Origin of the sequence: Sagittula sp. S175 (assembly GCF_049800975.1) — a bacterium.
In the GTDB taxonomy this organism is placed as follows: Bacteria; Pseudomonadota; Alphaproteobacteria; order Rhodobacterales; family Rhodobacteraceae; genus Sagittula.
Genome location: NZ_JBNAGB010000010.1, coordinates 97,922 through 111,619, shown reverse-complemented (window position 1 = coordinate 111,619; position 13,698 = coordinate 97,922). Strand labels below are relative to the sequence as shown.

13 protein-coding genes and 1 pseudogene are annotated in these 13,698 nt (G+C 62.0%); 8 read left to right on the top strand and 6 right to left on the bottom strand.

The window, feature by feature from the left end; translation table 11 throughout:
* Positions 1-481: 481 nt before the first annotated feature.
* Positions 482-646 carry a hypothetical protein gene (locus ACP16H_RS14340; RefSeq protein WP_425072982.1) on the bottom strand — a complete coding sequence of 55 codons (165 nt, stop codon included), beginning with the start codon at positions 644-646 and terminating at the stop codon, positions 482-484.
* Between the two features lie 97 nt (positions 647-743).
* Here ACP16H_RS14340 and ACP16H_RS14335 point away from each other — a divergent pair.
* A pseudogene (locus ACP16H_RS14335) lies at positions 744-1,333 on the top strand (transposase); the annotation flags it as partial.
* Here the strand turns inward: ACP16H_RS14335 and parE are convergent.
* The 4 genes from parE to ACP16H_RS14315 all read right to left on the bottom strand — a co-directional run bounded on the left by parE (position 1,294) and on the right by ACP16H_RS14315 (position 6,421).
* Complete coding sequence (parE, locus tag ACP16H_RS14330) at positions 1,294-3,252, bottom strand: DNA topoisomerase IV subunit B (protein ID WP_425072981.1); 1,959 nt, start codon at positions 3,250-3,252, stop codon at positions 1,294-1,296. The pseudogene ACP16H_RS14335 and the gene parE overlap by 40 nt on opposite strands.
* A gap of 270 nt (positions 3,253-3,522) precedes the next feature.
* Positions 3,523-5,073 (bottom strand): HNH endonuclease, encoded by a 1,551-nt coding sequence (locus tag ACP16H_RS14325; RefSeq protein ID WP_425072980.1) that lies wholly within the window; start codon positions 5,071-5,073, stop codon positions 3,523-3,525.
* Between the two features lie 7 nt (positions 5,074-5,080).
* A complete protein-coding gene (locus tag ACP16H_RS14320) occupies positions 5,081-5,560 on the bottom strand; it encodes a dihydrofolate reductase (RefSeq protein WP_425072979.1) in 480 nt (159 codons plus the stop codon).
* Positions 5,561-5,626: 66 nt separating this feature from the next.
* Positions 5,627-6,421 (bottom strand): thymidylate synthase, encoded by a 795-nt coding sequence (locus tag ACP16H_RS14315; protein ID WP_425072978.1) that lies wholly within the window; start codon positions 6,419-6,421, stop codon positions 5,627-5,629.
* Between the two features lie 194 nt (positions 6,422-6,615).
* Here ACP16H_RS14315 and ACP16H_RS14310 point away from each other — a divergent pair, with 194 nt between their 5' ends.
* The 5 genes from ACP16H_RS14310 (at position 6,616) to ACP16H_RS14290 (ending at position 10,980) form a co-directional block, all read left to right on the top strand.
* Positions 6,616-7,761, top strand: a complete 1,146-nt coding sequence (locus tag ACP16H_RS14310) for a hypothetical protein (protein WP_425072977.1) — start codon at positions 6,616-6,618, stop codon at positions 7,759-7,761.
* The gene (locus ACP16H_RS14305) at positions 7,758-9,134 is read left to right on the top strand and encodes a surface lipoprotein assembly modifier (RefSeq protein ID WP_425072976.1); all 1,377 of its coding nucleotides are present in this window, start codon (positions 7,758-7,760) and stop codon (positions 9,132-9,134) included. The genes ACP16H_RS14310 and ACP16H_RS14305 overlap by 4 nt, the downstream gene beginning before the upstream one ends.
* 63 nt (positions 9,135-9,197) lie before the next feature.
* Entirely contained in the window at positions 9,198-9,632 is a 435-nt protein-coding gene (locus ACP16H_RS14300; RefSeq protein ID WP_425072975.1) for a VOC family protein, read from the top strand.
* A 23-nt stretch (positions 9,633-9,655) separates the two neighbouring features.
* Complete coding sequence (locus ACP16H_RS14295) at positions 9,656-10,312, top strand: DUF1194 domain-containing protein (RefSeq protein WP_425073036.1); 657 nt, start codon at positions 9,656-9,658, stop codon at positions 10,310-10,312.
* Positions 10,309-10,980, top strand: a complete 672-nt coding sequence (locus ACP16H_RS14290) for a DUF1194 domain-containing protein (RefSeq protein WP_425072974.1) — start codon at positions 10,309-10,311, stop codon at positions 10,978-10,980. Before ACP16H_RS14295 ends, ACP16H_RS14290 begins: the two co-directional genes overlap by 4 nt.
* Before the next feature lie 196 nt (positions 10,981-11,176).
* On the opposite strand, the gene ACP16H_RS14285 is transcribed toward ACP16H_RS14290, so the two are convergent.
* Entirely contained in the window at positions 11,177-11,674 is a 498-nt protein-coding gene (locus ACP16H_RS14285) for a MarR family winged helix-turn-helix transcriptional regulator (RefSeq protein ID WP_425072973.1), read from the bottom strand.
* A 270-nt stretch (positions 11,675-11,944) separates the two neighbouring features.
* On the opposite strand from ACP16H_RS14285, the gene ACP16H_RS14280 reads away from it, so the two are divergent.
* The gene (locus tag ACP16H_RS14280) at positions 11,945-12,622 is read left to right on the top strand and encodes a DUF6345 domain-containing protein (protein WP_425072972.1); all 678 of its coding nucleotides are present in this window, start codon (positions 11,945-11,947) and stop codon (positions 12,620-12,622) included.
* 21 nt (positions 12,623-12,643) lie between these two features.
* Positions 12,644-13,579, top strand: a complete 936-nt coding sequence (locus tag ACP16H_RS14275) for a hypothetical protein (RefSeq protein WP_425072971.1) — start codon at positions 12,644-12,646, stop codon at positions 13,577-13,579.
* Positions 13,580-13,698 lie beyond the last annotated feature (119 nt).

Sequence of the window (13,698 nt, the reverse complement as noted above, 5' to 3'; positions counted from 1 at the left end):
CAGACGATCAACCAGCCTGCGCCACCTGAACAACCGTCTGCGTGGACCTCCTGCGTGGGAAAACCCGAGCCGTTTCACTGTATTCCCGCTCGATCTGAGCACGGGAAACCTGTGACTTGACCACATCGGGGAACAGGGCGCGCGGCTCCTTCAGTGGTCCGGGCGAACCGGCAGCCCTTACCGACCCGTTTCCACACAGGCTCGGCCCATACCGGACGCTTGCCGCAATGCCCACGGTTGCATCGCGGCGTCCCGGACCAGTCGTTCACACCATCCACCGTTGAACCCGAACGGACTGCGACTGTTGTTGCTCTCTTTGGGCGCAGCAACGCGCGCTGCCACGTTTACTTGATTATCATGCTTCGCCGGGGTCTGCATTGCTCAAGGCGCGGCCTTCGCCGCAATGCGTCATCTCAATTCGGCTGCGTGAGCGCGCCCGACAACGGCGCGTCGTCGAGCGGCCTGATCGAACGAGGGACTTCTACGTATTTGCTGCGCCTTGGGCCGCATTCGAGACGTCAGCCCACTTTTCCCAGGTCCCGATCCGGCTATGGTAATGCAGCTTGACCATCGGCAAGAGCCAGTTTCCGAGGATGAGACGCAACGGAGGCTCCTCGGCGTCGACATCCTTGAGGATCGCGGGCACGGTAGCCTCCGGGTCGCCGATGATCGCGCCGTTGAACCGGCCGCCCATTGCCCGGCAGGCGATTTGCCAGGCAAATCTGCCGAGAGGGGAGATCACCGAGATCACCGGGAGCCACATCGGCGATGCCCCGGTGCTGCCCGATCTGCTCAGCCAGATACCAACGGACGAAGCGATCGGCAGCGTCACCGCGGACGACGCCCACGATACCCGAAAGTGTCACGACGCGATCGCCGATCGCGGTGCCCAGGCAGTCATCCCACCGCACAAGAATGCCAAGCCGTGGAAGACCGTCACCGCCGGCGCGGTCGCACGAAACGAGGCACTGCGGGCATCGAAATACCTCGGCCGGGCGCTCTGGCGACCCCTCTCGGGCCATCGCGTTGCGATGCCCTGCCGGGCAGTGGATGGAGCGGATACCACCACTGAAGCCGCGTCGAGACAAAGATGCACTGTGTGAATCTGCTGGGCCAGCGGCTCATGGCGCGAGACTTTGATCGCCAGGTCGCCGAGCTTCAGGTCCGTATCGCCGTGCTGAACGGCGACACCTCGCTCGGCATACCTGTCACAGAGGCCGTGGGACAGGTCTGTCCGGGGAAAGGGAAACCTCGGTCATTTGCCAATTTGTGCATTAGAGCCAGCTTTGTTTCTCAAACATCCAACTCCTCCACGAACCGCGCGTTCTCTTGAATATACTGGAAGCGCAGTTCCGGTTTCTTGCCCATCAGGCGCTCGACCAAGTCGCCGGTTTCGCCCGGTTCGTCCTCGTCGATGGTGACGCGGATCAGGGTGCGGGTGGCCGGGTCCATGGTGGTTTCCTTCAGGTCCTTGGCGTCCATTTCGCCCAGGCCCTTGAAGCGTTGCACGTCGATTTTTCCCTTGCCGCCCAGACCCTTGGCCAGTGCCTTCTCCTTTGCCGCGTCGTCCGCGACGTACAGGCGTTTCGGGCCTTGCGTCAGGCGGTAGAGCGGCGGGCAGGCGAGGTAGAGGTGGCCCTGGTCGATGAGCGGGCGCATTTGGGTGAAGAAGAATGTCATCAAAAGCGAGGCGATATGCGCGCCGTCGACGTCCGCGTCGGTCATGATGATAACCTTTTCGTAACGCAGGTCGTCGATGTTGAACTTGGTGCCGAGAGAGACGCCTAGCGCTTCGCAGAGGTCGCGGATTTCGGCATTGGACGAAAGTTTGTTGGAGGCCGCGCCGAGCACGTTCAGGATTTTACCTTTGAGGGGCAACAGGGCCTGCGTCTCGCGGAAGCGCGCGCCCTTGGCGGAGCCGCCCGCCGAGTCGCCCTCCACGATGAACAGTTCCGTGCCTTCGCGGGACTTGGCCGTGCAGTCCGTCAGCTTGCCGGGCAGGCGGAGTTTCTTGGTTGCCGATTTACGGGCCGTTTCCTTTTCCTGACGGCGGCGAAGACGTTCCTCGGCCCGCAGGACGAGGAAGTCGAGAATCGCACCGGCGGATTTCGTGTCGGAGGCGAGCCAGTTGTCGAAGTGGTCGCGGACGGCGTTTTCGACAAGGCGCTGGGCCTCGACCGTGGCGAGACGGTCCTTGGTCTGGCCGACGAATTCCGGTTCGCGGATGAAGCAGGACACAAGGGCGCAGCCGCCGGTGAGCAGGTCGTCGCGGGAGATCTGCGCGGCTTTCTTGTTGTTCACCAGTTCGCCGTAGGCGCGGACGCCTTTGAGGATCGCGGCCCAGAAGCCCGCCTCGTGGGTGCCGCCCTCGGGGGTGGGGACGGTGTTACAGTAGGACTGGATGAACCCGTCGCGGGAGGGCGTCCAGTTGATGGCCCATTCGACTTTGCCCGGGACCTGGAAGCGTTCCTTGAAATCGACCACGCCGGAGAAGGGCGCGTCGGCATAGGTGCTTGATTTGCCCAGTGTTTCCGTGAGGTAGTCGGCAAGGCCGCCGGGGAAGTGGAAGGTGGCCTCGGTGGGGGTTTCGCCGTCGTCGATCTCGGACTTCCAGCGGATTTCGACGCCGGAGAAGAGGTAGGCCTTGGACCGCACCATCTTGAACAGGCGGGCGGGCTTGAAACGGTGGTGGCCGAAGATTTCCTCGTCGGCGTGGAAAGTCACGGCGGTGCCGCGGCGGTTTGGGGCCTGGCCGACCTTTTCGACACCGCCCAAGGGGATGCCGCGCGAGAAACGCTGTTCGAAAAGCTCTTTGTTTTTGGCGACTTGCACGACCATGGAGTCGGAGAGCGCGTTGACCACCGAGGCGCCGACGCCGTGGAGGCCGCCGGAGGTTTCGTAGGCGTCGCCCGAGAACTTGCCGCCGGCGTGGAGGGTGCAGAGGATGACTTCCAGCGCGCTTTTGCCGGGGAACTTGGGGTGGGGGTCAATGGGGATGCCGCGGCCATTGTCGCGGATCTCGACGGCGTAGTCGGAATGCAGCGTGATCTCGATCCGGTTGGCGTGGCCCGCGACGGCCTCGTCCATGGAGTTGTCGAGGATTTCGGCCACCATGTGGTGGAGCGCGCGTTCGTCGGTACCACCTATGTACATGCCCGGGCGTTTGCGAACGGGTTCGAGACCTTCGAGCACCTCGATGGAGGAGGCGTCGTAGGTGCTTTCCTTGACGGAATTCAGAAGATCGTCAGCCATGCTCGTGCCCGTTTTGTTCTGTGGATTGGCGGCCATTATGGCATGGCAGGCGGGGGCGTGCCAGTCGCTTTGGGTCGTGCCGCAGCGCAGCATTTCCGCAAAAACATGGGATGCAGAAAGCATGCAGAAACCATGCGGAAACCATGTGTATCGCATGCGCAGCAATTTTTGTTTGCGTGTGCGGCATTTGCGGGGTGTGGGGCCCCGGGTGAAGGCTTTGGGTCGGGCGCGGGACAAGGGTGGTATGCCCACCGGGGCAGAGCCGACGCGCTAATTCTTTATCGAATTGCAGTAGGGGTGAGTAATTTGGAGGTTTTCATAGTTTCCTTTTCCTCCACTGGCCTTCCCTATGATGTGATCATAAGATCCAGCTTTGTCCATGTCTATATACCCTTTGCAGAGTGGGCATTTTAGCGCTCCTTTAATACTTTCGTTCAAGAAGACTGCGGATTTGGTCCCATCCGAGAAATTTTCACCTATTTCCTTTACGTCGGCTGCAATGATCTTTCCTTTTAGCCCTAGAGTGTCCAAAAGTTGTTGCTGGTCGAATTTTTCCAGTGCCAAGTCTCCGGATACCAGCTTCTCTAGTGCATCAGTCCAGCGCTTGACTCTGTGTCCGCTGTGAATTGCCTGATTGGCTTGGTTCAAAAGGGGCTTATTTTCAAGGAATATTTCTTCGATAAGACTCCTGCGTTGCGTAAATTTTTCAAAAAAGGTGGAATTGTTGTTTCTAATCGCATTGCTGAAGGCTTTGATGAACGCAAGAAATATTGTGTCAACATGCTTGCCGTGTTCGTTGTAGAAATAAACGGCGGGGTGTAGTCCTAAGCTCGATGGATGAGTGCCCGTAATCCTCTTGGTGGTTTGAATTGCATTCAGTAGCGTCTTCGTCGTATTTTTTCCGTCAGGATCGTCGATGAGTAAAGGGCCATCCTTTACTGATGTCTCATTGGCTTCGAAAAAAGCCATCATAAGCTCATAAGCAGGAAGGGGTGAGACGCGTCCTGCATGAGGGAGGTTTAGAGTCTTTATTGGGTGCTCCAACTCCGGAGAAAAAAGTAGGGAGTGGAGTTCTGCTGATAGCTCTTCTATTTTTTCTTTTTGGTCACCGGGGAAACTTGACCAGTACTTGTGGCCCGTGCCGGAGCGAACTACCGAGCGCGTTGCAATCGCTAGCGGTGTTTTGCGATTTTTCAGTAATTTCTCTTCGATCTTGTGCAGTGGGGTGCCTTGAGAATTTATCTTAAAAAATGATGTTTCCGCTTTTTGTGGTGTTCCCTCAACCCACTGAAGTGCGAGTGAGCGAATTTTGGCATTGTCAGCCCTAATTCTAAGTACATCGTCTTCGATCAAAGAGGGGTTCATAATTGCGGCATGGAGTTGATTGTAGCTACCCACCTCCTGTTGTATTTTTTTCCTTACGGTTTCGGCTACTTTTATTTGCTCATTGGATATCTTGTTGTTGTAGAATTTTTTGGATAAAACGCCGTCGCCGTAATCGTCACGAATCCAAGCCATTAAGGCGCTAGCGCGGTGAGCGCCGTCAATCACGAAAACTCGACCTGGTGACCTCCATAGGATGAGGGAAGGAATTAATTCATTGTCTAAGTAGCTCTTTAGAAAGGTCAGTAATTGATCTGGCGTCCACTGATTGGTTTCTCTTTGGAAATCTGGTTTTCGCAAGCTGGGAACAAGAAATGAGTCCTGAGTGAGTTGACTTAGTGGGAGGCTGCTAATTTTTTCGGCGCTACCGGTTTCGGTATCTATTTCGCATAGATCGGCGCGTGGTATCATTGCATCTAGATTCACGGTGCGTGCCATGTCGTACTCAATCCTTTTTAAGATTTTCTGTCGTTGATGCGATTTTAGAAGTGGACGCGCCAAATCCGATCCCCCCAACCTCCCGCCACCCATCCCCCACCTCAGGGAACCACGCGTCGGCCCCTTCGACCTCCGTATCCACATGGGTGAGCAACAGGCGGTCCGCCAAGGGCAGCATGGCCTCGTAAATCCCCTGTCCGCCGATGCCGTAGATGCGGAAGTAGCCCTGTGCGCGGGCGAGGGTGATGGCGTCCTGGACCGAGGGGACGACGTGGTCGTGCAGGGTGTTGTCGCGGGAGACGACGATGTTGAGGCGGTCCTTGAGCGGTTTGAAGGGGAGGGAGGCCCAGGTCTTGCGGCCCATGATGATGGCGCCGCCGAGGGTTTCGCGTTTGAAGAGCGCGAGGTCCTCGGGGATGTGCCAGGGGATGCCGCCGTCCTTGCCTATGGCGCGGTTGCGGTCGTGGGCGGCGATCAGGGTAATCATTTGTTCAGACCTGTGTGTTCATGATGTGTTCGCGGCCGGGTCAGGGCGTCGGGTCGGGCCGGGGCGTCAGACGGCCACGGGGGCCTTGATCGCGGGCGCGGGGTCGTAGTTGTCGAAGGCGAAGTCTTCATAACGGAAGTCGAAGAGGGACGGAACGTTGCGCGTCAGGCGCAGGGTCGGCAGGGGGCGCGGGGCGCGGGCGAGCTGCGTGGCCACCTGCTCCATGTGGTTGGAATAGATATGGGCGTCGCCCATGGTGTGGATGAAGTCTCCGGGTTCATAGCCGGTGACATGGGCGAGCATGTGCTGAAGGAGGGCGTAGGACGCGATGTTGAAGGGCACGCCGAGGAAGAGGTCGGCGGAGCGCTGGTAGAGTTGCAGGTGCAGTTTGCCCCCCGCGATGCGGACCTGCCAGAGCGTGTGGCAGGGCGGCAGTGCCATGTCGGGCACGTCGGCGGGATTCCAGGCGGAGACGATCATGCGGCGGGAATCGGGCGCGGTGCGGATCAGGTCGAGGAGGCTGCGGATCTGGTCGATCTCGCCGCCGCGCTTGTCGGGCCAGTGGCGCCACTGGTGGCCGTAGACCGGGCCGAGGTCGCCGTTCCCGTCGGCCCATTCGTCCCAGATGGAGACTCCGTTGTCCTTCAGGTAGCGGATGTTGGTATCGCCGGAGAGGAACCACAGGAGCTCGTGGATGATGGAGCGCAGGTGCAGTTTCTTGGTGGTGACGAGCGGGAAGCCGTCGGCCAGGGGATAGCGGTATTGCAGGCCGAAGTAGCTGCGCGTGCCGGTGCCGGTGCGGTCGGTGGTGTCGGTGCCGTGGTCGAGCACGGTGCGGAGCGCGTCGAGGTATTGCTGCATGGGGTTCCCCTAGTGGCCGCTGCGGGTATTGCCGCAAGATATGGGAAGGGGCGGGGGGAGTCGAGCGGCGAAGGCGGCAAGAGTGGGGCGAATATGCCTCACATCGGGCAGACAAGGTATGGCCAGAATTGACTTTTCCACAGGGGGTGCGCAGGCTGACCGCAAAATAAAAGGCAAGACCTGAGGCAGTCAGTATGAATCGTTTTATCGCAGCGCTCGCGCTGGCGAGTATCCTTTCGTCATGCGGCGATGGAAATCCGACGTCGGAAGGCGGTACGAGCACTGTCTCTTCGTGCACCAGCGTGTTGGTTTCTGGCACGGCGGATTGCAGTACTTCGAGTTCCGGGACGTCCGGAGGGAGCACCGCGACCCCGGCTCCGACGACGCCGGAGGACCCGGATGTCTACGCCACCGAGATGGCGGACAACCTGACCGTTGACGGCATGAAATACGACAAGACCACTGGCAAGGTCGTGTTCGACAACGTGGCCTTTGACGGTCCGGACAACACCTACATCCTGAACGCGGCGAAGACGGCGGAATTCCAGAAGGGCGGATCGACCTTCGGCATCTACGAGAACGAAGTCGGGGCGGACCCGAACACCCAGTTTTTCGCGGTGTTCCGCCGGTCGCCGGACGAGTACAGCCAAGTCGGTGCGCTGGGGACGAACCGCTATGCGACCTTCGGGTTTGGCGGTGCGGCGGCGCAGCGTCTGAACGGCGACGGATCGCTGCCGAATGCGGCGGAGCAGTTCGTGTTCCTCGGGGAATATGCGGCGGTGCGCACGATTCTGGCGGACGACGGGTCGCGCCCGGAGATCCAGTACGTGTCCGGGACGACGAAGATCCAGGTCGACATCGAGGACTTCAACACCGTGGGGGCCGTCGAGGGGGTTATCGTCGACCGCAAGTTCTTTGACGCGAACGGGGTGCAGATCTTCCAGTCGCGCTTTACCGACGGCAGCGGGAACACCTACGATCAGGATTACATCGCGCTGAAGACGGCGCAGATCAACTACGACAACTGGACGATCACCTCGTCGGACGCGACCCTGACGATGTATAACGCGTTGGATTCAGGCGCGGATATCGTGACAGACCCGGTGACGGGGGAGAAGACGACGTCCGACCGGATCTCGGATTCCGAGACCGCCTCGGGGACCTGGGAGGGGCTGTTCACCGGGCCGGATGGCCAGGAGGTCACCGGGATCGTCTTTGTTGAAGGCACCGGGCCGGTGGGGATCGATACGATCAACGGCACACGGACGATCCTGACGCAGGGGCAGATTCGCGAGGTCGGCGTGTTCCAGGCGCAAGAAGACCCGACCCAGCGGAAATGAAGAGTCTTTCCACGGGTCTGAGGGCGGTCGGTCTGTGCCTTGTCATGGGGGCGGCGTGTCTTGGCGGAAGCCTGCGCCCCGCGGCGGCAGAGCAGTTGCGGCTCAGCCCGGATCAGGCGCGGGAGGCGGCGGCGGCCGCCCTGGTGGCGGGACAGCCGCGCGATGCGCTGACCTTTGCCAAGGGTGTGCTGTTGGCGCAGCCCGATGACACGGTGGCCTTGTTCATCAAGGCCCGGGCGTTGCGCGAACTGGGGGAGGCCGATGGAGCGCTGGAGGCGGCGCAGGCGGCCTGGTCCAGGGCTGTTACGCCGCGCGAGCGGTATTTCTCGGCCATGATGGTTGCCCAGATGCGCAGCTATGCCGGGCACAACGGCATGGCCCAGCTGTGGTTGCGGCGCGCGGCGCAGATCGCGCCGGACGACGCGCTGAAGGCCGTGGCCGTGTCGGACTTCCGGCACGTGCGGCGGATCACGCCGTGGCGGCTGGCCTTCGACCTGTTCGTGACGCCTTCGGACAACCTCAACAATGCGACGACCGAAGCGCAGGAAGTGCCCGGCGGCCTGGTGATCACGACACCGCCGTTGAAGGGCGTGCGCAGTGGCGCGGGGGTCACGTTCCGCTACACCAAGCCACTGGCGCAACGGTCGCGACTGCAGTTCGCGGGCTTCGGGCAGGGCTCTGTGGTGACGCTGAGCGAGGAAGCGCAGGCGATTCCCGGCGCGGATGCGGCCGATCTGAGCACGCGGATGCTGGGCGGTTCGCTGACATGGGAGACGATTTCCCAATCGCGGACGCGGCTGGGGTCAGCGGGGTTGAGCTTTAGCCGCCACTGGCAGGGCGGAGACCCGCTGGCCGATATCGCGCGGCTGGATCTGTCGGTGCAGCAGGCGTTGTCGCAGGATTGGATCGGACGGGCGCGTCTGGGTCTGATCGACACGGCGCGCCACGATTCCAGCCTTGGCGATTCGCAGCGCCGCGAGCTGAGCCTTGCCCTGGTGCGGCGCATGGAGCAGGGCGCGCTGACGCTGGACGTGCTGGCGGGCGAGACGCTGTCGGCGGCCTATAATGTCGGGCGGCAGGATGCGACGGTGGGGCTGAGATACAGCCTGTCGAAGCCGGTGCTGGGCATGATGCCGACCGTCTCGGTGGCCTATGGAGCCTATGATTACGACGCGCCTTGGATTGCCCTGCCGAACGGGCCGGTGCGCGAAGACCGGACGCGGACGGTGGGGGTCGAGGTGCTGCTGCCGGAAATGGGGGCCTATGGGTTTGCGCCGGAAATCGGGCTTTCCTTCACCGACCGAAGCTCCAATTATAACCTCTATGACAGCCGCACGACCGACCTGCGGCTGGGACTGAAATCGGTGTTCTGAGGGCGGACGAATTTTCTGCGAAAATTCGGGCGGCTCCCGGGACGCGAAGGGGAGGCTGCCGCAATGGGCATCAAGTATCTGCACACCATGGTCCGCGTGAAGGACCTGGAAAAATCCATCGCATTCTACAAACTTCTGGGGCTGGTGGAGCGCCGTCGCCGCGAGAGCGAGCAGGGCCGGTTCACGCTGGTTTTCCTGTGCCCGCCGGACATGGCGGATGGCCATGCCGATGTGGAACTGACCTACAATTGGGATGGTGACGAGGGGTTGCCGTCGGATTCGCGGCATTTCGGGCATCTGGCCTATACCGTGCCGAATATCTACGAGGCCTGTCAGACCCTGATGGACGCGGGCGTCACGATCAACCGACCGCCGCGCGACGGGAACATGGCCTTTGTGCGCTCGCCCGACAACGTGTCGATCGAGCTGTTGCAGGAAGGCGAGGCGCTGGCGCCGCAGGAGCCTTGGGCCAGCATGGAGAACACCGGACATTGGTGAGGCTTTTCGCCCTTCTGTTGGCGATGAGTTTGCCGGGGGCGGCGTCGGCCTGTCGGCTGGCGCTGGCCTTGGCGCTGGACGTGTCGTCTTCGGTGGACGAGCGTGAGTATGCCTTGCAGCGCGACGGGCTGGCGGCGGCGCTGATGTCCGAGGACGTGGTGACGGCGATCACCCGCGACGGGCCGATCGCGCTGGCGATCTATGAATGGAGCGGGCGGCGGCAGTCGGTGCTGGTGCAGGACTGGGTCCTGCTGGGCTCGGTCGCTGATATTTCCGCCGTGTCGCAGCGGTTGCTGGGGACGCAGCGGTCGTTCCGACGGTTTCCCACGGCGCTGGGCTATGCGCTGGGGTTCGGGGCTTCGCTGTTGCAGCGCGCGCCGGTTTGTGAGCGCAAGGTCATCGACGTTTCGGGCGACGGGGTGACGAATGACGGCTTCGGTCCGTTCCATGCCTACAAGCATTTTCCCTTCGAGGGTGTGACGGTCAACGGGCTCGCGGTGCTGGGGGCGGATCCGGCGGTGGTGGAGCATTTCGAGTTCGAGGTGCTGCATGGGCCAGGGGCGTTTCTTGAGGCCGCCGAGGGCTACGAGGGCTATCGGCGGGCGATGGAGCGCAAGCTGTTCCGTGAAATCAGTGACCGGGTGGTGGGGGCCTTGCCGGGGTCGGAGGTGCCCGGGTGAAGGTCGTGCTGGCGGGGGTCCTGAGCCTGTGGGGCGCGGTGGCGGCGGCGGAGTGCCGGCAGGCGTTGGCGCTGGGGCTGGATGTGTCTGGATCGGTCGATGCGCATGAGTATCGGTTGCAGATGGACGGGCTGGCGGCGGCGCTGATGGACCCGGAGGTACAGCGGGCGCTGTTCGAGATGCCCGAGGCGCCGGTGTCCCTGACGGTCTACGAATGGTCGGGGCCGGAGAGCCAGCGGGTCGTTGTGCACTGGGTGGTGATTGACGGCTTGCCTGCCTTGCAGGGTGTGGCGGGGCAGTTGCGCGGGGTGCAGCGGGTCGAGGGCGCGTCGTCGACGGCGCTTGGTGCGGCGAAGGCGTTTGGCGCGGGCTTGCTGGCGCAGAAGGCCGGGTGCTGGCGGCGGGTGCTGGATGTGTCGGGCGACGGGACGTCGAACACCGGGGACCGCCCGCGCGAGGTGCGCCCGGCGGGGATCACGATCAACGGGCTGGTGATCGGCGGCGGCGATCTGGACACGCTGGCCGCGCTGGAACGGTACTACCGCGCCTACGTGGTGCAGGGGCCGGATGCCTTTGTCGAGAGTGCCGAAGGGTTCGACAGCTTCGAGGCGGCCATGGTGCGCAAGCTGAAACGGGAATTGCAGGTCTTGGTGGTGTCGGAACGGTGACGGGCTTCGAACGGTCGGTTCGGCGGTCTGTTCCAGGGGGAGACTGGCCTTGTCTGGCTGGGCTGTGCCCGGTCTCGTGAGGAATGCCTTGGGGAATTGAACGTATTCGGAGCCCCGGAAATACACGCCGGGATCGCGATCGCAGGGTGGGGTGAGCCCGGCCGTTCTGGCCTGTGCGCAACCAAAGGCGCGAAGCTCAGTAGATGTAACGAATCTGGTCCGTCCAGTAGCGTTCGACGCGCTTGAGCGCGACGCTGATGTCGTCCATGCCCTCGATGGACAGGACAGCCTTTGATTGCAGGCCCTCGGCGTGGCGGGCGAACAGGTCCGACACGATGTTGCGGATCTCGCGGCCGCGCTGGGTCAGGCGCACGCGCACCGACCGGCGGTCGATCTCGCAGCGCTGGTGGTGCATGTAGCCCATCTCGACCAGTTTCTTGAGGTTGTAGGAGACGTTCGAGCCTTGGTAGTAGCCGCGCGTCTTCAGTTCACCTGCCGTGACCTCGTTTTCGCCGATGTTGAACAGCAGCAGTGCCTGCACCGCGTTCACGTCGATGATTCCGAGGCGTTCGAACTCGTCCTTGATGACGTCGAGCAGGAGGCGGTGGAGTCGTTCCACCAGGCTCAGCGCGTCAAGGTAGCTCGCCATGAAGCCCTGTTCGGGGCCCTTGTCCATGGACGAATGTATGCTCATGTTGATGTCTCCGCCTGTTATGATTGATGGCAGCTTTCGGGCAAAAAACCAAATATCGCGTTAAACCGCGCCGAAACCTGCGAAAATTGACGGGATTTTGCCTGCTTGGTTAATGCAGCGTACGGTGGTGCTACCTGCGCGCGACGCGGCGGGGGTCAGGAATACCGGAATACCTGCCCTGTTGCGCCTATGGCGGGCGCGTGTCAGGCTCCTTGCATCCGGGCGTTGTATTTTTGCCCGGACATACATTTTAAGCAAAGGAGTTTTGCCATGGCACGACGTATGGGATCGTGGTGGATCAAGGACGGTTTGGATGGCCGCCGCAAGGAGGCCCAGGGCTTTGCCGATTACTGGGATATGGTCAGCGGCTTTGACTGGACGCAGGATCATGGTGACGCGAACGTCCTGGAGAAGGACTTTGTCGTCACGGCCAATTACAACGAGAAGACCGAGCAGGTGGATTACCTGATGATGTCGTCCCACGGGAGCCCCAACGGGTTCTCGGTCTGGGACGGGTCGGTGAGCACTTCGGACAGCATCGACTTCGGCTCGGGCGATCTGGAGATGTGGGCGAGTCATGCCTGCCAGGTGCTGAAACACGAGAGCGGAAATTCGGTGGCGCGCTGGATCCCGGCGTTCGAACGGCTGCACTACATGTGCGGGTTCCACACCAACTCTTATTCCGGCGGCGGGCGCGATGCGCGGGGCGAGCAGTTCGCCTGGCATTCGGGCGTCGGGCATTACGTGGTGTTCGGTCTGCTGACGCACCATCCGATCCGCACCGCCTGGAAGAAGGCGAATACCATCGTCGAAGGCTCGGACGTGCGCTGGGCATACCTGCGCGCCACGGGCAGCAATTCGAACACCTACAACGAAAAGATCACCCCGAACGAACCGACCGATCCGACCCAGAACCGCACGTTCTGGACGGCGAACGGTCAGTGCTGAACGGCAAACGGAGGATATGACATGACCTTGACGATGGATCAGATCAAGTTCGACACGCGCATTCCCGACATGCCGGGGCGCGTTCCGGTGGTGCGGGTCAAGACCCCCTGCCTGCACGAGCGCGAGGGCAACCTGAAGCGCCTGAGCGACCGTATGCAGCTGGGCGAGGTGACCCGCGTGGACACGCGCTATGGCGTGACGCTGGCGTCGAAGCGTGGCGAGGTGGAATTCTTTGCGGATTCCGGCGGGATGTGGACGGCGGATGTTGCCGCGCTGGAGGCCGGCGAGAACGAGATGCGCAAGTGGGATGGGCTGGAGCGCGTTCGCGATGGTTCGGGCAACCCGGTGTTCACGCTGGGCCGCGATCAGGCGGCCAAGGCGCAGGAGATCGCCCGCGAGATGGTCGAGATCGGCGGCTTTGACATGACTCACGCGGGCAAGCCGCAGCTGTCGATGGTGCAGGTGGCGGAGTTCTCGGAGAAGGGCGAAACCCTGCAGGAAGGCGCGGGCGAGGCGACGATCAGCTTTGGCTACGCTCTGGAAGGCCTGCCGGTGCTGGGCGCGGGCGCGAAGGCGCAGGTGGACCTGTTGCCCGGCGCGCGGGGAGATATGACCGTGGCCACGGCGTTCCACGTCTGGCGTGCGCCGGAGGGCAGCATTGTCATGGACCTTGGCAGTTCCGAAGCCATTCTGGACGCTGGTCTGCTGCGCGACCCCGAACTGGAGGCCGCGGTGGCGAAGGAGGGCCGGATCACCATTCAGGAGATGGAATTCGGCCTGATGTCGCTGTCGGCGGTGCACAAGCAGGGCGTGCTGTTCCCGATCCTGCGGGTGGCGGGCCGCGTCGATCTGCCGAAGGAGGAGCATTTCTTCTTTGGCAGCTACCTGCCTGCGGCGACGCCGGAAGCCTATGCCAAGATCGGTGTCGGCGGCGACTATCTTGGCCGCACGACGTGACACCCGGGGCGGCGCTGTTTTGGGCAGCGCCGCCTTTTCACATGGGTCAAATCCATGCGAAATTTGCAATTTGTGGATAAGTCGCGTATAGATACGGGCTTGATGCAGGATTGAGCAGG